Below are 26,874 nucleotides of genomic sequence, written 5' to 3'. Positions count from 1 at the left end.
CTGCCCGGTGCTGGAAGGTTAAGGAGAGGGGTTAGCGCAAGCGAAGCTCTGAACTGAAGCCCCAGTAAACGGCGGCCGTAACTATAACGGTCCTAAGGTAGCGAAATTCCTTGTCGGGTAAGTTCCGACCCGCACGAAAGGTGTAACGATTTGGGCACTGTCTCAACCAGAGACTCGGTGAAATTATAGTACCTGTGAAGATGCAGGTTACCCGCGACAGGACGGAAAGACCCCGTGGAGCTTTACTGTAGCCTGATATTGAATTTTGGTACAGCTTGTACAGGATAGGCGGGAGCCTTTGAAGCCGGAGCGCTAGCTTCGGTGGAGGCGCTGGTGGGATACCGCCCTAGCTGTATTGAAATTCTAACCTACGGGTCTTATCGACCCGGGAGACAGTGTCAGGTGGGCAGTTTGACTGGGGCGGTCGCCTCCTAAAAAGTAACGGAGGCGCCCAAAGGTTCCCTCAGAATGGTTGGAAATCATTCGTAGAGTGCAAAGGCATAAGGGAGCTTGACTGCGAGACCTACAAGTCGAGCAGGGACGAAAGTCGGGCTTAGTGATCCGGTGGTTCCGCATGGAAGGGCCATCGCTCAACGGATAAAAGCTACCCCGGGGATAACAGGCTTATCTCCCCCAAGAGTCCACATCGACGGGGAGGTTTGGCACCTCGATGTCGGCTCATCGCATCCTGGGGCTGTAGTCGGTCCCAAGGGTTGGGCTGTTCGCCCATTAAAGCGGTACGCGAGCTGGGTTCAGAACGTCGTGAGACAGTTCGGTCCCTATCCGTCGTGGGCGTAGGAAATTTGAGAGGAGCTGTCCTTAGTACGAGAGGACCGGGATGGACGCACCGCTGGTGTACCAGTTGTTCTGCCAAGGGCATAGCTGGGTAGCTATGTGCGGAAGGGATAAGTGCTGAAAGCATCTAAGCATGAAGCCCCCCTCAAGATGAGATTTCCCATAGCGTAAGCTAGTAAGATCCCTGAAAGATGATCAGGTTGATAGGTTCGAGGTGGAAGCATGGTGACATGTGGAGCTGACGAATACTAATAGATCGAGGACTTAACCATATAATATGAATACTGCATTGATGTTATCTAGTTTTGAGAGAATATAAAAAACTTGTTGACTTCTTTTAGTGAATTAAGTATAATAATGATTGTCTCAAATGAATATAGTCTGGTAATGATGGCAGAGAGGTCACACCCGTTCCCATACCGAACACGGAAGTTAAGCTCTCTAGCGCCGATGGTAGTTGGGACTTTGTCCCTGTGAGAGTAGGACGTTGCCAGGCAAATGGAGGATTAGCTCAGCTGGGAGAGCACCTGCCTTACAAGCAGGGGGTCGGCGGTTCGATCCCGTCATCCTCCACCATATATATGCCGGCTTAGCTCAATTGGTAGAGCAACTGACTTGTAATCAGTAGGTTGGGGGTTCAAGTCCTCTAGCCGGCACCAGGATCATGGCGGCTGTGGCGAAGTGGTTAACGCATCGGATTGTGGCTCCGACACTCGTGGGTTCGATTCCCATCAGTCGCCCCATTTTAAAAAATAATATGCGGGTGTGGCGGAATTGGCAGACGCACCAGACTTAGGATCTGGCGCCTTTGGCGTGGGGGTTCGACTCCCTTCACCCGCACTTTTAATTAAATAAGTCATATATGTCTTGCGGAAGTAGTTCAGTGGTAGAATACAACCTTGCCAAGGTTGGGGTCGCGGGTTCGAATCCCGTCTTCCGCTCCAATTTTCAATATGACATGCCGGGGTGGCGGAACAGGCAGACGCACAGGACTTAAAATCCTGCGGTGGGTGACCACCGTGCGGGTTCGACCCCCGCCCTCGGCACCATATGCGCCCGTAGCTCAATTGGATAGAGCGTTTGACTACGGATCAAAAGGTTAGGGGTTCGAGTCCTCTCGGGCGCGCTTATTAACGGGAAGTGGCTCAGCTTGGTAGAGCACCTGGTTTGGGACCAGGGGGTCGCAGGTTCGAATCCTGTCTTCCCGATATTATGGGGCCTTAGCTCAGCTGGGAGAGCGCCTGCCTTGCACGCAGGAGGTCAGCGGTTCGATCCCGCTAGGCTCCACTTATATCTATCTTTTATGGCGGTGTAGCTCAGCTGGCTAGAGCGTACGGTTCATACCCGTGAGGTCGGGGGTTCGATCCCCTCCGCCGCTACCATAAAGGACCTTTAGCTCAGCTGGTTAGAGCAGACGGCTCATAACCGTCCGGTCGTAGGTTCGAGTCCTACAAGGTCCACCACTCAAGTTTTATATATATGGAGGTATACCCAAGTCTGGCTGAAGGGATCGGTCTTGAAAACCGACAGGCGGCGAGAGTCGCGCGGGGGTTCGAATCCCTCTACCTCCTCCATTTTTTTTAAAAATATTATATCGTCGCGGGGTGGAGCAGTCTGGTAGCTCGTCGGGCTCATAACCCGAAGGTCGCAGGTTCAAATCCTGTCCCCGCAACCAATGGTCCCGTGGTGTAGTGGTTAACATGCCTGCCTGTCACGCAGGAGATCGCCGGTTCGACCCCGGTCGGGACCGCCATTTACATAAAGGCTCGGTAGCTCAGTCGGTAGAGCAGAGGACTGAAAATCCTCGTGTCGGCGGTTCGATTCCGTCCCGAGCCACCATTTTGAAATAAGCAAGCCGGCTTAGCTCAATTGGTAGAGCAACTGACTTGTAATCAGTAGGTTGGGGGTTCAAGTCCTCTAGCCGGCACCATTTCAAAATGAGCCATTAGCTCAGTTGGTAGAGCATCTGACTTTTAATCAGAGGGTCGAAGGTTCGAGTCCTTCATGGCTCACCATTTTTATGCGGGTGTAGTTTAGTGGTAAAACAAGAGCCTTCCAAGCTCTGGTCGAGAGTTCGATTCTCTTCACCCGCTTTTTATATGGGCCTATAGCTCAGCTGGTTAGAGCGCACGCCTGATAAGCGTGAGGTCGATGGTTCGAGTCCATTTAGGCCCACCATATTCCGCAGTAGCTCAGTGGTAGAGCTATCGGCTGTTAACCGATCGGTCGTAGGTTCGAGTCCTACCTGCGGAGCCATATATAGAGAAGTACCCAAGTGGCTCAAGGGGCTCCCCTGCTAAGGGAGTAGATCGCTTACGCGGTGCGAGGGTTCGAATCCCTTCTTCTCTGCCAGAAATTGGCCCGTTGGTCAAGTGGTTAAGACACCGCCCTTTCACGGCGGTAACACGGGTTCGAATCCCGTACGGGTCATACGAAAAGAGATAGCATGTGATGCTATCTCTTTTTTTGTTGTTGAAATTCCTCCATTCTATAATTTGCTGATTTAGCAATTACTTGTAGTTCCCACATCAAAATTAAAATACATTAGTAATCTTTCCTAAAAAGTCTCCAAACAAATATTTGTTGAATTCTGGCGCAGAATACACTTGAATGCTCCATGCAAGAAATATAATCTTTGTGTTGATATAGAGGAATGTTGGTTACCTCGTGTACCAATTTTAGGTGCGATTGCAAAGCAAAGCCCCTTCTTACAACTGTATCAATGCAAGTGATCGTTCTTTTTGACTCTTCCATTGTTGTTCATCCATTGCAATTACCTTTTTTCCTAACATACATAATCCAGTATTAATAAAGTGAAACTTCCGTCAGTGGGGGGCTTACTTCCTGTTAATGCGGAATAAGTGGGCATATGAGGACTGTTAAGTGTAATGTTAAAGTTTTATGACTGTTTTTGGTTTGTTTATAATGTTTTTGGTTGTTTTTGAATGTTTTTGATTGATTTTTGAAAGAGTTTTCGTTATGATGAGTGTAAGAAGGAGGTGGCGGCATGTTAACACCTGAGCGTCACCAAATTATTTTGGATTTGGTGAAAAATAAGGGAATTGTAAAGCTTCAAGAGTTAGTTGCTGCAACTAACTCTTCGGAATCGACGATTCGAAGAGATTTGATTTATTTAGAAGAGAAAAACTATATAAAGCGTGTTCATGGCGGAGCTTCACCGTTACAATCAAAAGGAAAAGAACCGAGTATGAATGAAAAATCCTTCAAAAATCTTCAAGAAAAAAAGCTGATTGGTCAATATGCAGCATCTCTTGTGGAAGACGGGCATTGTATTTATTTAGATGCGGGAAGTACGACGTTTGAAATGATTCCATTTTTGCAAGGAAAAGATATAACTGTCGTGACAAATGGACTTATGCATATTGAGGCATTATTTCAAGCCAATATTCGGGCTTATTTACTTGGCGGCATGATGAAAAGCAATACAAGAGCGTTAATTGGAAGCGCTGCCCTTGAAAGCTTACTTCGCTATCGGTTTGATTTTTGTTTTTTAGGGGCAAATGCTGTTCATCCTGTTTACGGTTATACAACGCCAGACCCTGAGGAAGCTTTGCTGAAGAAAACAGCTCTACAACTTGCTAACTCGTGTTATGTTCTGGCGGATGGCAGTAAATTTTCAGAGATATCATTTGCGAAAATTGAAGAGCTCGAAGCAGCAAATATTATTACAACTAATATTGGAGAGAACGAAGTAGCTCCTTATGCTAAAAAAACATTAATAAAGGTCGTGACAGTATGATTTACACTGTAACATTGAATCCTTCTGTAGATTATGTAGTGCAAGTAAATAATTTTGCACTACATTCGCTAAATCGTATGGAAAAAGAAGTGAAGTATCCAGGCGGAAAAGGAATTAATGTATCCCGTGTTCTAAAAAGAATTGATGTTACTTCAAAAGCGCTTGGATTCATAGGGGGATTTACTGGTCGCTTTATTCAAGAAAAATTAGAAGAAGAGGGTATTGCAACCGATTTTATTGAAGTAGATGGTGATTCGCGGATTAACATTAAATTAAAAACAGGACAAGAAACTGAAATAAATGGAAGAGGTCCTGTTATTTTAAGTGAAAAATTAGGACGTTTAATACAGCAAATAGGCAATTTACAAGAAGGTGATGTTCTATTATTGGCAGGCAGTATTCCACCGTCTTTACCAGAATCGTTATATAAAGAAATCACAAAGGAATGCAGTGCGCGCGGCGTGAAAGTAGCTGTTGATGCGAGCGGAAAGGCATTGATTGATGTTGTAAAGCACCGTCCATTCTTTATAAAGCCAAACCATCACGAGTTAGGCGAACTATTTGGTGTAGAAATTCAAAGTATTCAAGATGCGGCATTATATGGTAAGAAGCTTCTTGAAATGGGCGCAGAGCATGTTGTTGTATCAATGGCTGGGGATGGTGCACTCTTTCTTGCGAAGGAGCATGCATATTTTGCTAATGTGCCGAAAGGGCAAGTTGTAAATTCTGTTGGAGCTGGTGATTCGCTTGTGGCCGGTTTTCTAGGAACATATGAAAAAACTGGAGATTTAAAAGAAGCATTTCGATTTGGCGTTGCTACTGGAAGCGCAACAGCATTTTCTTCTGATCTTGCTGAAAAAGAAAAAATTGAGGAACTATTGTTGCAAGTAGAAGTACAATCTTTATCCTACATTAACGGGCAGTAAGCCACCCATCTTAAGATTGAGAGCGAAGCGAAGAAGATAGGGGAAATGAAGAAAATCTTCACTGATGGAAGTTTCACTTTATAGGAGAGAAGGATCTATATGAAAATTACAGAATTACTAAAAAAAGACACAATTCTTCTACAATTACAAGCATCTTCTAAGCAAGAAACGATTGATGAAATGGTAAGTAAGCTTGCACAAGCAGGCCGATTACATGATGAGATTCAATTTAAAGAGGCAATTTTAACTCGTGAAGCACAAAGTACTACTGGCATTGGAGAAGGGATTGCAATTCCTCATGCAAAAACGGCTGCGGTTAAGACACCTGCTATTTGTTTTGCGAAATCAGATAGCGGTATAGACTATGAATCTCTCGATGGTCAACCAGCTCAGTTATTCTTTATGATTGCAGCAAGTGAAGGAGCAAATAATGCTCATTTGGAAACTCTTTCTCGCTTATCTACATTACTTATGGATGCGGAATTTCGCGGGAAACTTATGAAAGCGCAAACAGAAGACGAGCTACTGCACCTTATTGATGCGAAAGAGAAAGAAGTTAATAAAGAGGAAAATAAAGAAGAAAATAGTGTACAGTCAAGTTCAAAGGGGAAAATTTTAGCAGTTACTGCTTGTCCTACAGGAATTGCTCATACGTATATGGCAGCAGATGCTTTAAAATCAAAAGCAAAGGAAATGGGTGTTGATATAAAAGTAGAAACAAATGGTTCTACAGGAGTAAAAAATGAATTGACTGCAGAAGAGATTCATGATGCAGTGGCAATTATTATTGCTGCAGATAAACAAGTTGAGATGGATCGTTTTAAAGGAAAGCATGTTATTGAGGTACCAGTTGCAGCTGGAATTCGTAAATCTGAGGAACTTATTAACCGTGCGCTTAAACAGGATGGACCTATCTATCAAGGAACAGGGGAAACTGTAAAGGGCGAAGTAAAAGAAAAACGCACAGGATTTTATAAGCATTTAATGAATGGTGTATCCAACATGCTTCCATTCGTTGTTGGTGGCGGGATTTTAATCGCACTGGCATTCGCTTTTGGCGGCATTCATGCAAAAGGGCCGATTGCTTCTACATTAATGGCAATTGGTGGCGGAAACGGAGCATTTTTCTTTATCGTTCCAGTATTAGCAGGATTTATTGCAAGTAGTATCGCAGATCGGCCTGGTTTTGCACCTGGTATGGTTGGAGGTTATTTAGCAGCACAAGCTGGGGCTGGATTTCTCGGTGGTTTAATCGCAGGATTTCTGGCAGGTTATGTGATCGTTCTCTTGAAAAAAGCTTTTCAAGTATTACCGGCACAACTTGAAGGAATTAAACCTGTTCTTTTGTATCCATTGTTTGGTATTATGATTACTGGTTTGATTATGATTCTTGTTGTAAATGATCCTGTAGTAGCAATGAATAAAGGTTTAACACATTGGTTAAATGGATTAAGCGGAGGAAATGCTATTTTATTAGGTATCATTCTTGGTGGTATGATGGCCGTGGATATGGGAGGGCCTATCAACAAAGCTGCCTTTACATTCGGATTAGCGGCAATTGCTGCACATAATTTCGGACCGCATGCTGCAGTTATGGCTGGCGGTATGGTTCCGCCGCTTGGAGTTGCATTAGCAACAACTTTCTTTAAAGGAAAATTTACAGAGGCAGAGCGCAAATCTGGTATTACAAATTATATTATGGGTCTTTCTTTTATTACAGAGGGTGCTATTCCATTTGCAGCAGCTGATCCATTACGTGTAATTGTAAGCTGTGTTATAGGGTCTGCGATTGCAGGTGCTTTGACTATGGGGTTTCATATTACTCTTCCTGCACCGCACGGTGGCTTGTTCGTTATCCCTCTTGTGAATAAACCGATACTTTATTTATTAGCTATCATAATAGGAGCAGTTGTAACAGCAGTTATGCTTGGGATTTGGAAAAAGCCTGTAAATAAATAAAAAAAGCGGTCAATTTTTGACCGCTTTTTTTACATTGTTAAAAAAAGAATGTGCCTAAAAAATATCGAAATGTTGTTTTTAGAGTTCTTTCTTCATAGTACGGATAAGAATCCTTATTTTTCTTTTTATCAAGCATACTTAACAAATATGAAGGAAAACAGTATGTGAATTTAGAATATGTATATGGTAGATTGAGATGGATTCCACATGTACCGTTATAACTTTATCCTATCTGTGAAAAAGTTCACAAATAGGCCATAAATTGTGAATGTATTCACAAAGAAACGTGCTACAATATGCGTGTAAGGAAGTTAAACAATATAAAATCAGTATTTTAATTATTTACTTAAATGACAATGATAATAATGAAATGAAAGATAGAGAGGGGATTTTACCATGAAAAAAGGTATTAATCGCGTAGTATTAGTAGGAACCGGAGCTGTAGGTTGCAGCTATGCATATTCTATGATTAACCAAGGTGTAGCTGAAGAGTTTGTTCTTGTTGACGTAAACGAAGCAAAAGCAGAAGGGGAAGCAATGGATTTAAGCCATGCTGTTCCATTTGCTCCAGCTCCAACAAAAGTTTGGAAAGGTAGTTATGCAGATTGTAAAGATGCAGATCTTGTTGTTATTACTGCTGGATTGCCACAAAAGCCAGGTGAAACTCGCTTAGATCTAGTTGAGAAGAATACAAAAATCTTTAAACAAATCGTTCGCGGCATCATGGATAGCGGATTTGATGGTATCTTCTTAATCGCAACTAACCCAGTTGATATTTTAACTTATGTAACTTGGAAAGAATCTGGATTACCAAAAGAACGTGTAATTGGTTCTGGTACAACTTTAGACTCTGCTCGTTTCCGTTACATGTTAGGTGAATATTTAGATGTGGATCCACGTAACGTTCACGCATATATTATTGGTGAACATGGTGACACAGAGCTTCCAGTATGGAGCCATACAACTGTTGGTGTACAAAAACTAGAAACAATCTTAGCAAACAGTGAAAAATACAATCAAAGCGATTTAGATGAAATCTTTGTGAATGTACGCGATGCTGCTTATCATATTATTCAGCGTAAAGGTGCAACTTACTATGGTATCGGTATGTCACTACTACGTGTAACTAAAGCGATTTTAAACAACGAAAACAGCGTATTGACAGTATCTGCATACCTTGAAGGACAATACGGACAACAAGACGTTTACGTAGGTGTTCCAGCAGTTATCAACCGTCAAGGTATTCGAGAAGTTGTAGAGCTTGAATTGAATGCAGATGAAGAATTGAAATTTGATCATTCTGTAAAAGTGCTAAAAGAAACTATGGCACCAGTACTATAATCCAAATTGTATAAAACCCTTTCCGGCAGCCCCCCCTGTATAGCCCCTTTTGCCGGAAAGGGTTTTTTTATGTTTTACTTTAAGTAGACAGTAATAACAGAATAACTGTAAACTCCCCCCTCTTTTTAATTTAAAAAATTATTCTAAAATAAAACGCTTACAATGAATATTCGTCAAAATTCGATATTTTCAGCTAAAATTTATAGAATTACCATGAATTTCCGCGGAAAAAACGTATATTTTTTTAGAAAATTGCAAGGATATTTCTATTTGCCGAAGAATAGTAATAACATATTTAAAATTCTGTCATCTTGTGAGGTGAACATAGTGATTGTAACAAATTGTAACGAGGAAAAAATGCTATTGTTTCATAAAGAGCAATTTTACGATAGCTACGAAATACTTGGTGCTCATCTAACGAAGGAAGATGGGGTGCAAGGAACACGTTTTTCCGTATGGGCTCCTCATGCACAAGCTGTAAGTATTGTAGGAGATTTTAATGAATGGAATAATCAAATTCATAAAATGGTGCGAGTGACAGAGGATGGGATTTGGTCTTTATTCATACCAAATGTAGCTCAGCTGGAATTGTACAAATATGCAATTGAAGCTTCAAACGGTCGTACAATTTTAAAAGCTGATCCATATGCAATATATGCTGAAGTGAGACCAAATACGGCATCCGTTGTTTATGATATAAAGGGATACAAATGGAAAGATCAAAAGTGGTTTCAAAAAAAGAAACGAAAACCAATTTATAATGAACCGTTAGCAATTTATGAGCTTCACTTTGGTTCGTGGAAAAAGAAAGAAGATGAGTCTTTTTACTCTTACAGGGAAATGGCAGATGAGCTTATTCCGTATGTAGTAGAACATCAATTTACTCATATCGAAATTATGCCGCTTGTTGAACACCCCTATGATCGTTCGTGGGGATATCAAGGGACTGGATATTATGCACCGACAAGTAGATACGGAACACCGCAGGATTTTATGTATTTTGTCGATGAATGTCACAAATATGGGATCGGTGTCATTTTAGATTGGGTACCAGGGCATTTTTGTAAAGATGCTCATGGACTTTACTTGTTTGATGGAGAACCAACGTATGAGTATAGAGATCTTGATGTACAAGAAAACCGTGTATGGGGAACGGTTAATTTTGATTTAGGAAAACAAGAAGTACGAAATTTTCTCATTTCGAATGCCCTGTTTTGGATGAAGTATTATCATATCGACGGTTTTCGCGTTGATGCAGTTGCTAACATGCTATATTGGGAGCGAAATGGGGGGCAGGAAAGTAATGAACATGCCGTATTATTCCTGCAACAGCTAAATGAAGCAGTATTTGCGGAAGATCCAACTTTCTTAATGACTGCGGAAGATTCAACAGCATGGCCGCTCGTAACTGCACCGACATATGAAGGTGGACTTGGTTTTAATTATAAATGGAATATGGGCTGGATGAATGACATTTTAAAATATATGGAATGTGCTCCGGAGTATCGGAAATATATTCATGATAAAGTAACATTTTCACTGCTTTATGCGTATTCTGAGAATTTTATTTTACCGTTATCACATGATGAAGTTGTGCACGGGAAAAAGTCGCTATTAAATAAAATGCCGGGTGATTATTGGTCCAAGTTTGCTCAGCTTCGTTTATTGTATGGCTATTTATTTACACATCCAGGTAAGAAGTTGCTCTTTATGGGCGGGGAGTTTGGGCAATATGACGAATGGAAAGACCTTGAAGATTTAGATTGGGGCTTACATGATTTTGAAATGCATAATCGTACGCATGATTACTTTAAGGAGCTCATAGCATTGTATAAGCGTTCTAAGCCGCTTTGGCAGCTTGATCACACAGACAAGGGGTTTCAGTGGATTGATGCGGATAACCGTGAGCAAAGTATTTTTTCGTTTATTCGCCAAGGAGAGAGAGAAGAGGATGCTCTCGTTATCGTTTGTAACTTTACAAATGCGGTGTATGAAAACTATAAAGTTGGCGTACCAGCATTTCGCTATTATAACGAAATTTTAAATAGTGATAGTTCTGCATACGGCGGTTCGGGACAAATCAATAAGAAGCGATTAAAAGCGGTTATGGAACCTTATCATAATCAGCTTGCTCATGTCGAAATGACAATACCACCATTTGGAATTTCAATTTTACGGCCAGTGAAAACACGAAAGGGGAGTAGTAAACAAGATGGTACAAAAGCAGACGTGTGTAGCAATGTTATTAGCAGGGGGAAAAGGTAGTCGTTTAAGCGCCTTAACAAAAAATTTAGCCAAGCCAGCTGTTCCATTTGGCGGTAAGTATCGCATTATTGATTTTACATTAAGTAACTGTGCGAATTCTGGTATTGAAACAGTGGGGATTTTAACACAATATCAGCCATTAGAATTACATAGTTATATCGGTATTGGAGATGCGTGGGATTTAGACCGTGTAAATGGAGGTGTTACGGTACTTCCTCCTTATGCAGAGTCTTCTGGGGTGAAGTGGTATAAAGGAACGGCAAGTGCCATTTATCAAAATTTGAATTATTTAAAGCAGTATGATCCGGAATATGTTCTCATTTTATCCGGCGATCATATTTATAAGATGGATTATGCAAAAATGCTTGATCATCACATGGAACGAGAAGCAGATGTCTCTATTTCTGTTATTGAAGTACCGTGGGATGAAGCGAGCCGCTTTGGCATTATGAATACGAATGAAGCGATGGAAATTGTTGAGTTTGAAGAAAAACCGCAGTTTCCAAAAAGCAATCTAGCTTCAATGGGCATTTATATTTTTAATTGGGCTATTTTAAAAGAGTATTTAGAAATGGATGCAAGAAATCCAGAGTCTAGTAATGATTTTGGAAAAGATGTGATCCCTCTTTTATTAGATGAAGGTAAAAAGCTTGTTGCGTATCCATTTAGCGGGTATTGGAAAGACGTTGGAACAGTGAAGAGCTTATGGGAAGCAAATATGGATTTGCTTCGCGAAGATTCATCGCTCAATTTGTATGATCGTGATTGGCGAATTTGTTCTGTTAACCCGAATCAGCCGCCTCAATATATTGCACCGTCAGCAAAAGTGGAAGAATCGTTAATTAATGAAGGTTGTGTTGTAGAAGGTGATGTGCAGCATTCTGTATTGTTTCAAGGGGTAACTGTAGAGGAAGGCAGCAAGATTGTAGATTCAGTTATTATGCCAGATGCCAGAATTGGGAAGAATGTTGTGATTGAGCGTGCCATTGTTGGACCAGGAATGGTTATTGAAGATGGAACAATCATTCGTCCAGAAAGAAACATTGAAGACGTTGTATTAATTGCAGAGGAAAATTAAATGAAGTAAAACTAAAGATTAGCAAGGGGAGCTTAATCTTTTCACACATAGTTAGTAGAAATAGTCGAAGCTTTGATGGATAGTGATTCTATTCCTATCTTCTTTGATTTTATGGAAGATTACGATGATAATTTTACTGCCTGATAGAGCGCAACGAAAAGGGGATGAGATGAGTGAGAGAATCAATGTTAGGAATTATTAATGCAACAGAGAGTTTTCCATCACTACAGCAAGTAACAAATCATCGATCATTAGCGGTATTGCCATTTGGTGGACGTTACCGTTTAATTGATTTTATGCTTTCGAATATGGTAAATTCTCATATTCATAGTGTAGCCATTTTCACAAGTCATAAAAATCGTTCGCTCATGGATCATCTCGGTTCTGGGAAACAGTGGGATTTAGATCGGAAACGCGATGGCTTATTTTTATTTCCTCCAAATTGCCAATGCGATCAAGATGAGTTTGGTTCATTTGCTCATTTTAGCAGACATATTGATTACTTTTTACGTAGTAAAGAGCAATATGTTGTGATTACAAACAGTCATGTTGTAACAGCACTTGATTTCCAAGCTGTATTAGACCGTCACTTATACACAGGGGCAGATATTACCGAAGTATGTCACCAAGGTAAGTCACTTCAGACATATGTATTAAAGAAGGAGTTATTATTACAGTTATTTGAGACGTATCAAGACATGGGCTATTATAGCTTACTTGATGTTGTAAAAGAAAAACGAAACACATCATTCCATATTGAAAGTTATGAACATACTGGCTATGTGGCGGTAATAGATTCAATTGAAAGTTACTATAAACATAGTTTGGAAATGCTGCAGCCGCATATTTGGAAGCAAGTGTTTAAGAAAGAAACGCCGATTTTTACGAAAGTAAAGGATGAGCCGCCAACAAGGTACGGAAAAGACGCGAGTGTACATAATGCGATGATTGCGAATGGCAGCGTTATTGAGGGAGAAATAGAAAATAGTGTTGTCTTTCGTTCTGTAAAGATTGGAAAAGGTTCGATTGTTCGTAACAGTATTATTATGCAAAAGAGCCAAATTGGAGAGAATTGTATACTAGATGGTGTAATTATTGATAAGGATGTAAAAGTTGAAGATGGAACGACGTTAACAGGCGGAGCGCGTTCTCCATTTGTTGTAGAGAAAGGAAAAATACAAAGCAGTAATATGACGATTTACTAAGATGTATATTTGAAAATTGAGAGGAGGAATCTGCATGCATAGCATAGGTAAGCATAGCTTGCCTATGCTTGTTGCTGCAGAGACACAATCGCAGTGAATATTTTATTTGCAGTATCAGAATGTGTACCATTTATTAAATCGGGTGGATTAGCAGATGTAGCCGGAGCACTTCCAAAGGCATTACAAAAACTTGGGATGAACGTGCGCGTTATGCTTCCATATTATAGTTTAATTCCAGAGCATGTACGAAAAGAATGTGTGCTTCATAAAGTGATTACGGTCCAGCTTGGCTGGCGTAATCAATATTGCGGTATTTTGAAGATGGAGCATGAAGGGATTACGTATTACTTTATCGACAATGAGTATTATTTTAAACGTGATTCACTCTATGGTCATTATGATGATGGCGAACGTTTTTCGTTCTTCTCAAAGGCTGTATTAGAATGTATTCCGCATTTAGATTTTGAAGTGGATGTTCTGCATTGCCACGACTGGCATACAGCGATGGCGAATTTTTTATTGCGAGAAAAATATCGTGATCAGCCATTATATGAAAAGATAAAGACAGTTTTTACGATTCATAACTTGCAGTTTCAAGGCGTGTTTCCTCGCATCGTTATGGATGACTTATTGGAGCTTGGTGGTGAGTATTTTCATAGTGAACAGCTTGAATTTTACGGAAACATCAACTTCATGAAAGGTGGAATTATCGCTTCTGATATGATTACAGCGGTAAGTCCGACATATAAAGAAGAAATTCAATATTCATTTTTCGGAGAGAAGTTAGATGGTTTATTGCGTAAATATAACGATAAACTCGTTGGGATTGTAAATGGAATTGACGATAGTATGTACAATCCGAAGAATGATAAAACGATAGCGGCAACCTATGATGCGAATTCACTTCATAAAAAAAGAGATAATAAACGTGCATTGCAGCGTTATTTTGGATTGCCGGAAAAAGAAGGTGCACCTATTGTTGCGATGGTTACACGTTTAACGCAGCAAAAAGGATTAGATTTAGTGCGTCATGTTTTTCATGAAATGATGCAAGAAGATGTGCAGTTTATCGTACTTGGATCGGGTGATAAAGAATATGAACAGTTTTTTGAACACATGGCATATCAATACCCAGATAAGGTGAAAGTGTATATCGGATTTCATGAAGAGCTGGCACATCAAGTGTATGCCGGCGCAGACTTGTTTCTAATGCCATCTTTATTTGAGCCATGCGGCCTTGGACAGTTAATTGCCCTTGCATACGGAGCAATTCCAATTGTGCGGGAAACAGGCGGCTTAAATGATACTGTTCAATCGTACAATGAAGCTACAAATGAAGGAAATGGTTTTAGTTTTACGAACTTCAATGCTCACGATATGCTGCATACGGTGCAGCGTGCATTGTACTATTATCATGACAAACAGGTATGGCAATCCCTTGTGAAACGTGCGATGACAGAGGATTATAGCTGGAAGCAGTCCGCGCGTAAATATAAGGAGCTATATGAAAGTTTGGTTGATCCAAATGAGGAATCGCAATCTACTGAGGAACAAAAAGAGATCGATCATAAGCAACCGAGTCTTTCTGCTAACCGTCAGTAGGAAAGCATAATTGATATATGTTTCACTGAACGGGTCGCATGTATGAGGGATTCGAGAGGTAAAACAGACCGTAAGAGCCTGATTGGAAGGGTTATCCAGCAGTGAAAAATCACTGCTGGAAGTTTCACTTTGGAAGAGGTGAGGGAAATATTCTCGAATGCAGAAAGTTTTAAAGCCGCTTTTTTAGAAAAGTTAGAAACGATGTATGGCAAAAGTTTTAAAGATTCGACTGTGCAAGATCAATATAATACGCTCGGGCATATGGTGCGTGAGTATATTAGTCAGCGCTGGATTGGGACGAATGAACGGTACCGAACAGACAATCAAAAGCAAATGTATTACTTATCGATTGAGTTTTTATTAGGGCGTTTATTAGGAAGTAATATATTAAATTTGGGAATACGTGATGTATGCGAGAGAGGATTAGAAGAGCTTGGGATTTACTTGCAAGATCTTGAAGAAATTGAAGCGGATGCTGGACTTGGAAATGGCGGTCTTGGTCGTTTGGCAGCCTGTTTTCTTGATTCTCTTGCTTCATTAAATTTGCCAGGACACGGCTGCGGCATTCGCTATAAGCACGGTTTGTTTGATCAAAAAATTGTGGATGGTTATCAAATCGAGCTGCCGGAGCAATGGCTGCGTCATGGGAATGTTTGGGAAGTAAGAAGGCATGATCAAGCTGTGGAAGTTAGTTTTTGGGGACAAGTTGATACATTTCAGTCAAATGATCGTCTTGAATTTCGACATATAAATTCGGAGACAATTATGGCTGTGCCGTATGATGTACCTGTCGTTGGATATCAGACAAATACTGTGAATACACTGCGCCTGTGGAGTGCAGAGCCTGTTCCATTTCCTCCAAACTGCAAGGACGTATTGAAATATAAACGGGAAACGGAAGCAGTATCGGAGTTTTTATATCCAGATGATACGCATGATGAAGGAAAAATCCTTCGTTTGAAACAGCAATATTTTCTTGTGTCTGCTAGCTTACAAAATATCATTCGATTGCATCGTGAACGAAATGGCACGCTGCGCAATCTGCATGAAAAAATTGCTATTCATATTAATGATACGCACCCTGTCCTAGCAATTCCGGAATTAATGCGCATTTTGCTTGATGAAGAAAAGATGAGCTGGGAGGATGCGTGGTACATTACGACACATACGATTTCTTATACAAATCATACAACCTTATCTGAAGCGTTAGAAAAGTGGCCGATTCATATTTTTGAGCCGCTATTACCACGTATTTATATGATTGTCCAAGAAATTAATGAGCGTTTTTGTCGTGATTTATGGGATCGGTATTCGTATGAGTGGGATCGTATTGAAAATATGGCAATTATCGCTCATGGGCTTGTGAAGATGGCGCATTTAGCGATTGTTGGCAGTCATAGTGTAAACGGTGTTGCTAACATTCATACGGAAATATTAAAGCAGCGAGAAATGCGATTGTTTTATGAGTTTTATCCAGAGAAGTTCAATAATAAGACGAATGGAATTACCCATCGACGCTGGTTATTAAAAGCAAATCCGCAGCTGTCGAAATTAATTTGTGAAACAATTGGCACAGATTGGATGAAGGAGCCAGATCAGCTGCAAGTCTTAGGAAATTATAAGCATGATGCAGCATTTCAAGATGCGCTTCACAATGTAAAACAAGTACGAAAAGAATTGTTAATGAAGCGGATTGAAAAGCAAACGGGCATTGTTGTTGATCCGTATTCTATTTTTGATGTGCAAGTAAAGCGGCTGCATGCATACAAGCGGCAATTATTAAATGTGCTGCATATTTTATATTTGTACAATCGTTTAAAAGAAGATTCTAGTTTTTCTTTTTATCCGCGCACATTTATTTTTGGTGCAAAGGCATCGCCGGGTTATTATTATGCGAAAAAGATTATTAAACTTATAAATGAATTAGCACGAAAAGTGAATGATGATCCGTATGTAAATCAATATATGAAAGTTATTTTTCTAGAAAACTATCGAGTTTCGCTTGCTGAAGATATTTTTCCAGCGGCAGATGTGAGTGAACAAATTTCAACCGCAAGTAAAGAAGCATCAGGAACTGGAAATATGAAATTTATGATGAATGGTGCGGTAACGGTTGGTACGCTAGATGGTGCTAACGTTGAAATAAAAGAAGCTGTTGGAAATGATGCTATTTTTATTTTTGGTTTAACTGCAGAGGAAGTACTGCATTATTATCAAAATGGTGGATATTATGCCAGCGATTATTATCATCATGATATACGCATTCAAAAAGTTGTCAATCAGCTGACAAATGGCTTTTTTGAGGATGCCGGTGATGAGTTTGAAGCAATTTTCGATTCCCTTCTTATTCAAAATGATGAATATTTTGTTCTTCGGGATTTTGCACCGTATGCAGATGTGCAAGAAAGAGTTGGAAGAACATATGAAAATCGAAAAAAATGGCTTGAAATGAGTACTGTTAATATTGCAAAATCTGGTCATTTCGCAAGTGACCGAACAATCTTACAGTACAGCCGTGAAATTTGGAGGATCGCAGAAGGCATGCGAGCGCGGTAAAAGAAGGTAGAGTTTCCTCTAAATAGTTTCGAGGTTATTAAAGGAAAACGAAAAAAACGACTTGGAAACATTCCAAGTCGTTTTACTTTGTGACAGAAGTAGGGTAGAACTGTGTATATAATATACCGTGTCCACCGTATTCTGCTGTAGCAAAGTACGAAAATGTAAAGAAACCTGTAAAAACAACAAGCATAACTAGAAAGAATGTAGCGATAGCTTTTACCATGTTAGGTCACCTTATCAAAAATTTATTCCTTTATTATTATAGGATATTTCCAATCTATTCCTTTTAAAAGAGAGCGGCAATTGACGTTTTATATGTTGTAATGTGATGGTTTTTTGTAATTGAATTCATATTTTTCGTAAAGGTCATACTGCGATGGATATGGGAATATTCCAATTCATTTTCTTCAAATTTTACTTTACGAGGGGGAAGAAGTGGGACAACATCAAATAAATTTACGAAACGAAAACTGTTGGCCACTTGCATCTTATAATAATTTCGAAAGGCAATATCTCCGACTTTCGGGGAGGCGAAATTGTAGAGAGTATAATGAGAGAATGAAGTGTTTACACGGGCATCTAGTATGTGCAGGGTAGCAAGAGCTCCTCCTAAACTATGTCCAGTAACGAAAAGTGCTTTATGAGAAGGTAAGGAAACGAGGGTGTCCATTATTGTGTCTCGGCATGATTCATAAATAGAAAGAAAGCCACTATGAACATTGCCGCTATTTGCAGTAAATGGATATGGTTTTTGCTTTACCATCGAATCGGCCATCCAATCACGGTCGGATTGTGTCCCGCGAAAGGCTACAATAATTTGATCCTCTGATTCTAAAATAAATCCAAACCATGTTGTTGTTTGAATGGCTTTTGCTTGAAAGCCTTGTATATATTGAAAACCTTCGGGAATGGAGAAAATGCCGTTTTGCTTATATTGCTCATATGTTAATTCGCAGCATGTAGCTAACAATACAGCGGTATCCTTATGAAAGGATACAGAAGTTGGCATAGAAAAATCCTCCTCATGAAAATATAATTTTATATAAATACAAATTGAAAAAACGATGTAAAAACCCTTTTTTTAGATGGGCGAGAGCATCTGGCCATGCATAGAAGCGGTCAAACCCTTTTTCTGCCACGTGCCATATGAAAACAAAGAGAGCAAGCGAGTTCAGGTCACTTTTTGCTCTGCATGGCAGTGACTTACATGTTGAAAAATCAAAATGGATTTATATAAATATATGAGGAGGATATATGTTTCATTCTTTTACAAGATTACTCGTCGCCATCAAGAATGCGTCCGAGTCCACCGAGAATACTGCCTTCTCCAGAACTTTTTGCTCCTGGGCCAGTAATGCGTTGTGCTAAGCGGCTTAATGTTAAGGATTGAACCCAGACTGTTCCCGGTCCTTGTAATGTTGCGAAGAATAGGCCTTCGCCGCCAAAGATAGCACTTTTTACATTACCAACAAATTGAATATCATAGTCAACATCTTGTGTCATAGCAACAAGACAACCTGTATCAATTCGTAATCTTTCTCCTGGTTTTAACTCACGTTTATAAACCGTCCCGCCGGCATGCATGAAAGCAAGGCCGTCACCTTCAAGTTTTTGCATAATAAATCCTTCGCCGCCGAAGAATCCACTGCCAAGTTTTTTTGTAAATTCAATGCCGACAGAAACACCTTTTGCAGCACATAGAAAGGAATCCTTTTGACAGATTACCTTTCCTTGATATTCGGTTAAATCAACAGGAATAATTTTTCCTGGGTATGGAGCGGCAAATGAGACATGACGTTTTTCGTATCCTGTATTTGTAAATACAGTCATAAACAAGCTTTCACCTGTAACAAGGCGTTTCCCAGCGCCGACAAGCTTGCCGAAAAATCCACCTGTTTGTGCGGAACCGTCACCAAATACTGTTTCCATTTCAATATTGTCTTCCATCATCATCATAGCACCGGCTTCAGCAACTACGCTTTCTTGCGGATCTAATTCAATTTCAACAAATTGCATATCATCGCCGTATAATTTGTATTCGATTTCATGTGCTTTCATGGTTTCACCTCAAGTATAAATATGTATATCCATTTATCCCGCACTAACGGGCAGTAAAGGTTTGGGAAGATCGGGGAAGAAAACTGCCCGTAAGAGCCCGATTGGTTCAACTAACCATCGGAGAAAAGGCACTCCGATGGAAGTTTCACTTTACCCCGCACTAACGGGCAGTAAAGGTTTGAAAAAATCGGGGAAGAAAACTGCCCGTAAGAGCCCGATTGGTTCAACTAACCATCGGAGAAAAAGGCACTCCGATGGTTAGTTTCACTTTATATTGTACCAAACTTTTTTGAATAGAAAATACAAGTTTTGTTAATTTTCAAAAAAAGTATTTTTGTTTTGTTTGACGTTTTATTTCGGGCATGATATAGTAAAAGAACTATTGAGCTGCATAATGTGGTACGGAAATAAAGCGTGTTTATTTCAAAGCATTAGCTTGTGAGGAAATCATGGTGTTTATCTCGACCTTTGTATGTAGTTTCCAATAGATAGATTTCTTTTTTATTTAGGAGGTACATGCAATGCAAACAGGAAAAGTAAAATGGTTTAACGGCGAAAAAGGTTTCGGTTTCATCGAAGTTGAAGGTGGCGAAGATGTATTCGTACATTTCTCTGCAATTCAAGGCGAAGGCTTCAAAACTTTAGAAGAAGGTCAAGAAGTTTCTTTCGAAATCGTTGAAGGTAACCGCGGACCTCAAGCTGCTAACGTTACTAAAAAGTAATGAAAACAATAAGAAACATTCCTGAATAAGGAATGTTTCTTTTTTTATCCCGCTCAAAGGAACAGTAAAGATGTAAGAGATACAGAGAAGAAACTGTTCCTTTGAGCCCGATTGGTTCAACTAGCCATCGGAGAAAGGGCACTCCGATAGAAGTTTCATTTTACGGTCTTGAACTTGACTCATCTGAAGAAAGTTCCGCTTTAAAAGTTCTTGCTTCGTAGTCATCTAGCATTTGTTCATATTCTTCATGTTCTTCTGTAGCATATACTTGTACGTTTTTCCCATATATATCTGTTCCGATGAAGTTTTCAAAGTCTTCAACATATCCTTGCGGTTCTTCTGCATCTACATACATTTCATTAAAATTTTTAGAGTCGCGGCGCTCCAAATCAGCAGGAGTTTCGGATGTTCCGTATAAAGCAACATCTTGCCAAGCATCTTCAGCATCATATCCAACAGCACTATCCATATCATACTTACCAAAAGGAGGCTCGATAAGTTCTTCCTCAATAGGACGTGCGCCAAGGATGAGCTTATTATGTGTATGCTCAATGCAAGTTGTTGCAGTTGGCATTGCTTCTAAACGTTCAAGTGGAATTGGTTCACCTGATACTTCGCAAATCCCGTATGTGCCAGCTTCTATTTTTTCCAGAGCATGTTTTACATCTGTAAGTTGTTTATGCCAAAATTCGACTAATCCTAAGTCTTTTTCACGTTCATACAATTCCGTTCCCATGTCTCCGGGATGATTATCATACGCAGAGAGTTCGCCAACTGAATCACGTTCCGAAGCTTGCCCTCGATGTTCATGATTTTGCAGCGTTTGTTCAAGTTCTTGTTTTTGCTTTTGTAGTACAGATTGAAAATGATCCATTTGTTGTGGAGTTAGCATAAAATCCACCTTCCTACAATTCGGTTTCTTTAAGTAGTATGAGCTCAATTGCAGGAATTATGAAAAATAATACGTCAATATATTGGCGGTTCAACATAATATAGAGCGAAACTTCCATCAGCAGGGGGCTTACTGTGGGTTTAAAATGAAGTCACGACATAAAAAAATTGCGAAGTTTTTCTCCTTTACATATTTTTGTCTGAAGAAGGTTTTTATGTAAGAACATCTAATATTGAAAAGTGTTTCATGGAAGTTTCACTTCATGAGTAAGCAGTCAGTCGATGGTGACATCTCAGTCAAAGTCCGCTCTTAATGCTATAAAAAGGAGTGACAAAAGTAAGCAACCTTTTGTGTCAGTACACTAAACTATTGGAGGGATTAGATGGTCAACTACCCACCACTTAAACGCTAACGCATTTGAAGATGGGGACTTCTTTCGGAAATACGTTAAACTGTATTTCAATTCAACGCTTACTGCCCATTAATATGGGATAAACATATAACATGAATGCACCACAAAAAAACGCAAGTGCTTCCACACTTGCGCTTTTCTTATAAGAAATATCCAAGTAACAACCCAATTCCCATTAAAAATCCGAAAATTGTATTCGTTTTTGCTGTAGCAACCATCGCAGGTACCATTTCCATTGGGATGCTTTTTCCGATAAATCCTTTTGTTGCTTTAAATGCTTTTGGTGCACTTAGGAAAACGATAAGCATCCATGGAGATACGATTCCGACAATGATTAATGCAATCGTCCAAATATAGGAAACGATAAACATGGAGGCAAGAACACCAACTGCGTTTTCACGTCCAACGATAATTGCTAACGTGTTACGACCATTTTCTTTGTCTCCATCTAAGTCACGAATGTTATTAGAAAGTAAAATAGCCCCGATTAAAATGGCATTTGGAATAGATAGTAATATAATTTCTGATGTTACAGTTCCAGTTTGAATAAAGAATGAAATCCCAATAATAATAACACCCATAAATAATCCTGCTGTTAATTCTCCAAAAGGTGTATAGGCAATTGGAATTGGACCGCCTGTATATAAGTAGGCAACAGCCATACAAACGAGACCGATTGCCGCAAGCCACCAACTGGAGTTCATACAAATGTAAACGCCTAATAAAATTGCGATACCAAATAATCCAAACCCTAAGTTTAAGACTGTTTTCGGCTGAATACCATCGCGAACAATTGCACCGCCAATCCCAACGGATCCTTCATGATCTAGCCCTCTTTTATAATCAAAGTATTCGTTAAACATGTTTGTTGCTGCCTGTATGAGAAGGCAAGCAAGAAGCATGATAAGGAAAAGAGGAAGATTTATTTTGTTCATACCTTCAACTTGCATAGCATAAGTTGTTCCAATAAAGACGGGAACAAAAGCAGCAGTTAATGTATGAGGGCGGCATAAGCTCCACCAAATACGCCAGCCTGTTTGTTTATTTGGCTTTGGCTGCATGGAAGAGGAATTCGTTTCAGCTTTTACTTCCATTTGGAATCCTCCTATCTGTTTGTTATATAAAATAAAAATGAGTTCTTACTGCTCATTAGAGCGGAACAGGTACACAAAAAGTACACAATTAAGTGTAGGAAAAGCATCATATAGTGTCAACGTTTATTTTCTAGGAATATGCTCGGATTTTCTCAGAAATGCTAAACATTGACACACCTTTCATTTGAGGTGTATCTTAAAATCAAGCGTATTTATGACTATTTTTCGCCCATAGGGGGGAGACTGTGTGATTCAAACGAAACAACATGATGTAAAAGATGTGATTCTTACTGCGATTCAGCGCGCGGCTAACGGGCAAGTACTCGTTAGTTTTGTAAAGCAAGTGGAATGGATTGATCCACTCCTTTTTTATGCAGCAGGAACACAATTTGGATATAGAGACAGATGTTATTTTGCAGATCCATCGCAGCACGTTATCTTCGCTGGAGTAGGTTCTGCCTTTACTATAGCAAATTCTTCTAATAAGCGCTTTCAAAATGCTCGTCAAGAGTGGGCGCAATTGAAAGACGAAGCAGTAATTCATCGTGATACTTACGAATTTGGAACAGGACCGCTTTTATTTGGTGGTTTTGCCTTTGATCCACGAAAAGAAAGAACAGATTTATGGAAGTCATTTCACGATACAACACTGCAATTGCCAGCCTTTTTGTTAACGGTAAAGAGTAAAAAGGCATGGTTAACAGTGAACCGTTTTGTTTCCGGAAACGATTGTGCAGAAAAGATTTATGAGCAATTACAAAACGCTGAGGAGCAATTGTTGCAGCAAAGCAAGCATTCCTTCGTGGAAGAGAATGTGACCATTCTTTCGAAAGTGGAGGTAGAGCCGAAGAAATGGTTACGAGCAATTGAACAAGTGCAGGAAGAAATGAAGCGAGGAGTTGTCCAAAAAGTCGTGTTAGCTCGCGAGATGCAACTTGTTTTGGATAAAGATGTTGATTCGGCTTCTGTTTTGGCAGCACTTCGCATAGGACAACCGGATTGTTATGTATTTGCATTTGATTATAAAGGAACGTGCTTCTTAGGAGCAACGCCAGAAAGGCTTCTTCGTAAAGAGGGAGAAGCATATACATCCATGTGTCTTGCCGGTTCGATTGGACGAGGTGCTTCAGAAGAGGAAACGAAAGAGAATGGATATGAACTTTTGCATGATGAGAAAAATTTAGCAGAGCATGATTATGTTGTAAACATGATTCGCAGTGTGTTAACAAGGCATTGTGAAGCGGTCGATATTCCATATGAACCGCAATTATTGCAGACGAAAAATTTACTTCATCTATACACACCAGTACAAGCAAATGGAAATGGTGATTTATTATCGATGATTGAAGAACTTCATCCAACACCAGCTCTTGGAGGAACACCTCGAGAAGAAGCGCTGAAATTGATTCGTGAAGTAGAGCTATTAGACCGAGGCTTATACGGAGCGCCAATTGGCTGGGTTGATGAGCAAGGAAACGGTGAGTTTGCAGTAGCGCTTCGCTGCGGATTATTGTCTGGTAAACAAGCTTCGTTATTTGCTGGCTGCGGCATTGTTATTGATTCGAAGCCGCATTTAGAGTATGAGGAAACTAGGTTGAAATTTAAGCCGATGCTTTCTGCTTTGGAGGGACTATCTAGATGAGCAATCATATAGAAGCATTATCGTATTACTTAGGCGCGTTTGTTGATGAATTGGCGCGCCTGCATGTGCAAGATGTTGTTATTAGCCCGGGTTCGCGTTCAACGCCGCTTGCCTTATTAATGGCACAGCATGAACAAATCCGCACATATTTACATGTGGATGAAAGATCAGCGGCCTTTTTTGCTCTTGGCATTGCGAAGGCAAAAAAACGCCCTGTCGCCTTATTATGCACATCAGGCACAGCGGCAGCAAACTATTATCCAGCTATATGTGAAGCATTTCATTCACGCGTTCCGCTTCTTGTACTGACAGCGGATCGTCCGCATGAATTGCGAGATGTTGGTGCACCGCAAGCAATGAATCAATTTCATTTGTTCGGTTCGTTTGTGAAACAATTTATTGAAATGGCACTTCCTGAAGCTGCAGAACCAATGTATCGATATGCACGGATGACAGCGGGACGAGGGGTTGCAGCGGCATTACAAACGCCGAAAGGACCCGTTCATGTAAACTTTCCGCTTCGCGAGCCGTTAATTCCGAATTTCTCTTTAGAAAATTTATGGGAAAAAGGCCGCGGAGAATACGAAACAATCGTTCATCAAGGGAAAATAGCGGTGACGGATGAATATGCAGCATCTTTACGAGAGCGCCTTTCGCATATGAAAAAGGGGCTTATTGTATGTGGTGATGATAGTCATCCAAATATTGCAGAAGCTGTCGTGGCTTTTTCAAAAGCATACGGTTATCCGATTCTTGCAGATCCGCTTTCTGGTCTTCGCAGCGGTCTTCACGATAAAGAGACGATTCTGGATTGCTATGATACATTTTTACGAAATGAACAACTTCGTGATTATTGGAAGCCAGATGTAATTATTCGCTTCGGCGGCATGCCAGTTTCCAAAGCACTTACGCAATATTTAAAAAAGCAAACGGAAGCATTACACATTGTCGTTGATGAATCTGGAAATTGGCGTGATCCAGCGCTTATGTCTACAGAAGTTGTGTATGCCAATGACGCTACATTTTGTGAGCTGCTTGTAAATGGTACTGAGCAGCAAAACAACCATGACTGGCTTCGGATGTGGCAACAAATGAATGTTGTAACAAAAGAGAAACTTGTCCAAGTTGAATCGTATGAGCATGCATTTGAAGGAAAAGTAATTACAGAACTTGTAGATGTTCTGCCAAATGATGCAACTTTATTTGTAAGTAACAGTATGCCAATTCGTGATACAGATACGTTTTTCTTCACAAATGATAAAAATATTGAAGTATTAGCAAATCGCGGTGTAAACGGCATTGACGGCATTGTTTCGACAGCGCTTGGGGTGAGTGTAGCACGTGATCCGCTCGTATTAGTTGTGGGGGATTTATCATTCTATCATGATTTAAATGGATTGTTAGCAGCAAAGCTACATGATTTAAATGCAACCATTGTTGTCGTGAACAATGATGGCGGTGGTATTTTCTCATTTTTACCGCAATATGAGCAGAAAGAACATTTTGAAGCGTTATTTGGCACGCCGCTCGGACTTGATTATGAACATGTCGTCAAGATGTATAGCGGTTCATTCCAGCGCGTAAAAACATGGGAAGCGTTTCGAAATGAAGTGTACAAAGGTACGAGAGAAAATGGACTGCATGTCATTGAAATACAAACAGACCGTGAAGAGAACTTACAGCTTCATCGTGACATTATGGCAGAGGCAGCAGCCATTGTTTCAGAAGTGTTGCAAGGTGAAGGGAAATGAAAGTAAACGTACATGGTGTTTCTTACGAATATGAAGTAATCGGAAGCGGCGAGCCGCTTCTTGTTCTTCATGGTTTTACAGGCAGCATGGAAACATGGCGTTCGTTTGTTCCTGCATGGAGCGAGCAATTTCAAGTAATTTTAGTGGATCTTATCGGACACGGTAAAACAGAAAGTCCAAAGGAAATCCGGCATTATAATATCGAAACGGTAGCTGCGCACCTTATTGCATTGCTCGATCATTTGCAAATTGAGAAAGCGCATGTGTTGGGATATTCTATGGGCGGACGCCTTGCGCTTACGTTTGCTTGTTTGTATCCAGAGCGCGCCTTGTCTCTTTTGTTAGAAAACTGTACAGCGGGACTCATAACGGAAGTGGAACGTGAAGAGCGCAGGCAGAAGGATGAACAGTTTGCCCAAAACATTGAAAGAGAAGGGGTAGCCGCTTTTGTTGAAAAGTGGGAGAACATTCCGCTCTTTGCCACGCAAAAAAATTTACCGCTTCATGTACAGGATCGCGTACGCGAAGAAAGGTTAGCTAATAATCCTGAGGGCCTTGCGAATAGCTTGCGAGGCATGGGAACAGGAGCGCAGCCATCTTGGTGGAATGAATTGCAACACTTACAAATGCCAGTCTTACTCATGAGCGGCGAATATGATGAAAAGTTCTTTCACATCTTAAAAAAGATGAAAAAACATATCCCTCATGCTGAATTTGTACAAATTATTGGAGCAGGCCATGCAATTCATGTGGAACAACCGCAAAAGTTTGATACAATAGTAAGGGGCTTTTTGCAAAACATAAAAGGAGGTA

The 26,874-nt window shown here is 40.3% G+C and carries 17 protein-coding genes, 22 tRNA genes, 2 rRNA genes and 1 pseudogene (1 of these 42 cut by a window edge); 37 read left to right on the top strand and 5 right to left on the bottom strand.

The window, feature by feature from the left end:
- The 33 genes from AB1284_RS19885 to AB1284_RS19725 form a co-directional block, all read left to right on the top strand.
- Positions 1 to 1,067, top strand: a 23S ribosomal RNA gene (locus AB1284_RS19885); it begins 1,855 nt to the left of the window's first position.
- A 108-nt stretch (positions 1,068 to 1,175) separates the two neighbouring features.
- Positions 1,176 to 1,291, top strand: a 5S ribosomal RNA gene (gene rrf / locus AB1284_RS19880).
- Positions 1,292 to 1,295: 4 nt separating this feature from the next.
- Positions 1,296 to 1,371: transfer RNA gene (locus tag AB1284_RS19875), tRNA-Val, on the top strand.
- A gap of 7 nt (positions 1,372 to 1,378) precedes the next feature.
- Positions 1,379 to 1,454: transfer RNA gene (locus AB1284_RS19870), tRNA-Thr, on the top strand.
- Positions 1,455 to 1,462: 8 nt separating this feature from the next.
- A tRNA-His gene (locus AB1284_RS19865) sits at positions 1,463 to 1,538 on the top strand.
- A gap of 16 nt (positions 1,539 to 1,554) precedes the next feature.
- Positions 1,555 to 1,635 (top strand) — tRNA-Leu (locus tag AB1284_RS19860).
- Positions 1,636 to 1,664: 29 nt separating this feature from the next.
- Positions 1,665 to 1,739 (top strand) — tRNA-Gly (locus AB1284_RS19855).
- Between the two features lie 16 nt (positions 1,740 to 1,755).
- Positions 1,756 to 1,844: transfer RNA gene (locus AB1284_RS19850), tRNA-Leu, on the top strand.
- 3 nt (positions 1,845 to 1,847) lie between these two features.
- A tRNA-Arg gene (locus AB1284_RS19845) sits at positions 1,848 to 1,921 on the top strand.
- 8 nt (positions 1,922 to 1,929) lie between these two features.
- Positions 1,930 to 2,003, top strand: a tRNA-Pro gene (locus AB1284_RS19840).
- A gap of 6 nt (positions 2,004 to 2,009) precedes the next feature.
- Positions 2,010 to 2,082: transfer RNA gene (locus AB1284_RS19835), tRNA-Ala, on the top strand.
- Positions 2,083 to 2,100: 18 nt separating this feature from the next.
- Positions 2,101 to 2,177 (top strand) — tRNA-Met (locus tag AB1284_RS19830).
- A gap of 4 nt (positions 2,178 to 2,181) precedes the next feature.
- Positions 2,182 to 2,258, top strand: a tRNA-Ile gene (locus AB1284_RS19825).
- Between the two features lie 18 nt (positions 2,259 to 2,276).
- Positions 2,277 to 2,369, top strand: a tRNA-Ser gene (locus AB1284_RS19820).
- A 24-nt stretch (positions 2,370 to 2,393) separates the two neighbouring features.
- A tRNA-Met gene (locus tag AB1284_RS19815) sits at positions 2,394 to 2,470 on the top strand.
- Positions 2,471 to 2,472: 2 nt separating this feature from the next.
- Positions 2,473 to 2,548 (top strand) — tRNA-Asp (locus AB1284_RS19810).
- 10 nt (positions 2,549 to 2,558) lie between these two features.
- Positions 2,559 to 2,634 (top strand) — tRNA-Phe (locus AB1284_RS19805).
- Between the two features lie 15 nt (positions 2,635 to 2,649).
- Positions 2,650 to 2,725: transfer RNA gene (locus AB1284_RS19800), tRNA-Thr, on the top strand.
- 9 nt (positions 2,726 to 2,734) lie between these two features.
- Positions 2,735 to 2,810 (top strand) — tRNA-Lys (locus AB1284_RS19795).
- 7 nt (positions 2,811 to 2,817) lie between these two features.
- Positions 2,818 to 2,888 (top strand) — tRNA-Gly (locus AB1284_RS19790).
- Positions 2,889 to 2,896: 8 nt separating this feature from the next.
- Positions 2,897 to 2,973 (top strand) — tRNA-Ile (locus AB1284_RS19785).
- A 3-nt stretch (positions 2,974 to 2,976) separates the two neighbouring features.
- Positions 2,977 to 3,051, top strand: a tRNA-Asn gene (locus AB1284_RS19780).
- 5 nt (positions 3,052 to 3,056) lie between these two features.
- A tRNA-Ser gene (locus AB1284_RS19775) sits at positions 3,057 to 3,147 on the top strand.
- Positions 3,148 to 3,153: 6 nt separating this feature from the next.
- Positions 3,154 to 3,225: transfer RNA gene (locus AB1284_RS19770), tRNA-Glu, on the top strand.
- Between the two features lie 577 nt (positions 3,226 to 3,802).
- A complete protein-coding gene (locus AB1284_RS19765; protein WP_429753332.1) occupies positions 3,803 to 4,555 on the top strand; it encodes a DeoR/GlpR family DNA-binding transcription regulator in 753 nt (250 codons plus the stop codon).
- Complete coding sequence (gene pfkB / locus AB1284_RS19760) at positions 4,552 to 5,481, top strand: 1-phosphofructokinase (protein ID WP_429753333.1); 930 nt, start codon at positions 4,552 to 4,554, stop codon at positions 5,479 to 5,481. Before AB1284_RS19765 ends, pfkB begins: the two co-directional genes overlap by 4 nt.
- Before the next feature lie 99 nt (positions 5,482 to 5,580).
- On the top strand, positions 5,581 to 7,440 hold the full coding sequence (locus AB1284_RS19755; protein WP_429753334.1) for a PTS fructose transporter subunit IIABC: 1,860 nt from the start codon (positions 5,581 to 5,583) through the stop codon (positions 7,438 to 7,440).
- 396 nt (positions 7,441 to 7,836) lie between these two features.
- The gene (locus tag AB1284_RS19750; RefSeq protein WP_429753335.1) at positions 7,837 to 8,781 is read left to right on the top strand and encodes an L-lactate dehydrogenase; all 945 of its coding nucleotides are present in this window, start codon (positions 7,837 to 7,839) and stop codon (positions 8,779 to 8,781) included.
- A gap of 327 nt (positions 8,782 to 9,108) precedes the next feature.
- Entirely contained in the window at positions 9,109 to 11,046 is a 1,938-nt protein-coding gene (gene glgB / locus AB1284_RS19745) for a 1,4-alpha-glucan branching protein GlgB (RefSeq protein WP_429753336.1), read from the top strand.
- The gene (locus tag AB1284_RS19740; protein ID WP_429753337.1) at positions 10,994 to 12,124 is read left to right on the top strand and encodes a glucose-1-phosphate adenylyltransferase; all 1,131 of its coding nucleotides are present in this window, start codon (positions 10,994 to 10,996) and stop codon (positions 12,122 to 12,124) included. Before glgB ends, AB1284_RS19740 begins: the two co-directional genes overlap by 53 nt.
- A gap of 173 nt (positions 12,125 to 12,297) precedes the next feature.
- Positions 12,298 to 13,329, top strand: coding sequence for a sugar phosphate nucleotidyltransferase (locus AB1284_RS19735; protein ID WP_429753338.1), 1,032 nt, complete (start codon positions 12,298 to 12,300; stop codon positions 13,327 to 13,329).
- Positions 13,330 to 13,422: 93 nt separating this feature from the next.
- Positions 13,423 to 14,931, top strand: a complete 1,509-nt coding sequence (glgA, locus tag AB1284_RS19730; protein ID WP_429753339.1) for a glycogen synthase GlgA — start codon at positions 13,423 to 13,425, stop codon at positions 14,929 to 14,931.
- Between the two features lie 147 nt (positions 14,932 to 15,078).
- A complete protein-coding gene (locus AB1284_RS19725) occupies positions 15,079 to 17,487 on the top strand; it encodes a glycogen/starch/alpha-glucan phosphorylase (protein ID WP_429754412.1) in 2,409 nt (802 codons plus the stop codon).
- A gap of 82 nt (positions 17,488 to 17,569) precedes the next feature.
- On the opposite strand, the gene AB1284_RS19720 is transcribed toward AB1284_RS19725, so the two are convergent.
- The 3 genes from AB1284_RS19720 to AB1284_RS19710 form a co-directional block, all read right to left on the bottom strand.
- Positions 17,570 to 17,713 (bottom strand): hypothetical protein, encoded by a 144-nt coding sequence (locus AB1284_RS19720; protein WP_336484253.1) that lies wholly within the window; start codon positions 17,711 to 17,713, stop codon positions 17,570 to 17,572.
- 63 nt (positions 17,714 to 17,776) lie between these two features.
- Positions 17,777 to 18,499 (bottom strand): lipase family protein, encoded by a 723-nt coding sequence (locus AB1284_RS19715; protein WP_429753340.1) that lies wholly within the window; start codon positions 18,497 to 18,499, stop codon positions 17,777 to 17,779.
- Between the two features lie 266 nt (positions 18,500 to 18,765).
- Positions 18,766 to 19,548, bottom strand: a complete 783-nt coding sequence (locus AB1284_RS19710; protein ID WP_429753341.1) for a TIGR00266 family protein — start codon at positions 19,546 to 19,548, stop codon at positions 18,766 to 18,768.
- A 521-nt stretch (positions 19,549 to 20,069) separates the two neighbouring features.
- Here AB1284_RS19710 and cspD point away from each other — a divergent pair.
- Positions 20,070 to 20,270, top strand: coding sequence for a cold-shock protein CspD (gene cspD / locus AB1284_RS19705; RefSeq protein WP_035432508.1), 201 nt, complete (start codon positions 20,070 to 20,072; stop codon positions 20,268 to 20,270).
- Positions 20,271 to 20,430: 160 nt separating this feature from the next.
- Here cspD and AB1284_RS19700 read toward each other — a convergent pair whose 3' ends face one another.
- Together AB1284_RS19700 and AB1284_RS19695 are read right to left on the bottom strand one after the other, a co-directional pair.
- Positions 20,431 to 21,162, bottom strand: a complete 732-nt coding sequence (locus tag AB1284_RS19700; protein ID WP_429753342.1) for a yteA family sporulation protein — start codon at positions 21,160 to 21,162, stop codon at positions 20,431 to 20,433.
- 552 nt (positions 21,163 to 21,714) lie between these two features.
- Complete coding sequence (locus AB1284_RS19695; RefSeq protein ID WP_429753343.1) at positions 21,715 to 22,668, bottom strand: 1,4-dihydroxy-2-naphthoate polyprenyltransferase; 954 nt, start codon at positions 22,666 to 22,668, stop codon at positions 21,715 to 21,717.
- A gap of 247 nt (positions 22,669 to 22,915) precedes the next feature.
- On the opposite strand from AB1284_RS19695, the gene AB1284_RS19690 reads away from it, so the two are divergent.
- The 3 genes and pseudogenes from AB1284_RS19690 to menH form a co-directional block, all read left to right on the top strand.
- Entirely contained in the window at positions 22,916 to 24,310 is a 1,395-nt protein-coding gene (locus AB1284_RS19690; protein WP_429753344.1) for an isochorismate synthase, read from the top strand.
- A complete protein-coding gene (gene menD, locus AB1284_RS19685; protein WP_429753345.1) occupies positions 24,307 to 26,061 on the top strand; it encodes a 2-succinyl-5-enolpyruvyl-6-hydroxy-3-cyclohexene-1-carboxylic-acid synthase in 1,755 nt (584 codons plus the stop codon). The genes AB1284_RS19690 and menD overlap by 4 nt, the downstream gene beginning before the upstream one ends.
- Positions 26,058 to 26,846, top strand: a pseudogene (menH, locus tag AB1284_RS19680) (2-succinyl-6-hydroxy-2,4-cyclohexadiene-1-carboxylate synthase); the annotation flags it as partial. The gene menD and the pseudogene menH, both read left to right, overlap by 4 nt.
- Between the last annotated feature and the right edge of the window lie 28 nt (positions 26,847 to 26,874).

The sequence above is a fragment of the Bacillus sp. S2(2024) genome (assembly GCF_050474045.1).
Classification (GTDB): domain Bacteria; phylum Bacillota; class Bacilli; order Bacillales; family Bacillaceae_G; genus Bacillus_A; species Bacillus_A yunxiaonensis.
The sequence above is the reverse complement of the archived record's forward strand: the minus strand, read 5'-3'. Positions and strand labels throughout refer to the sequence as shown.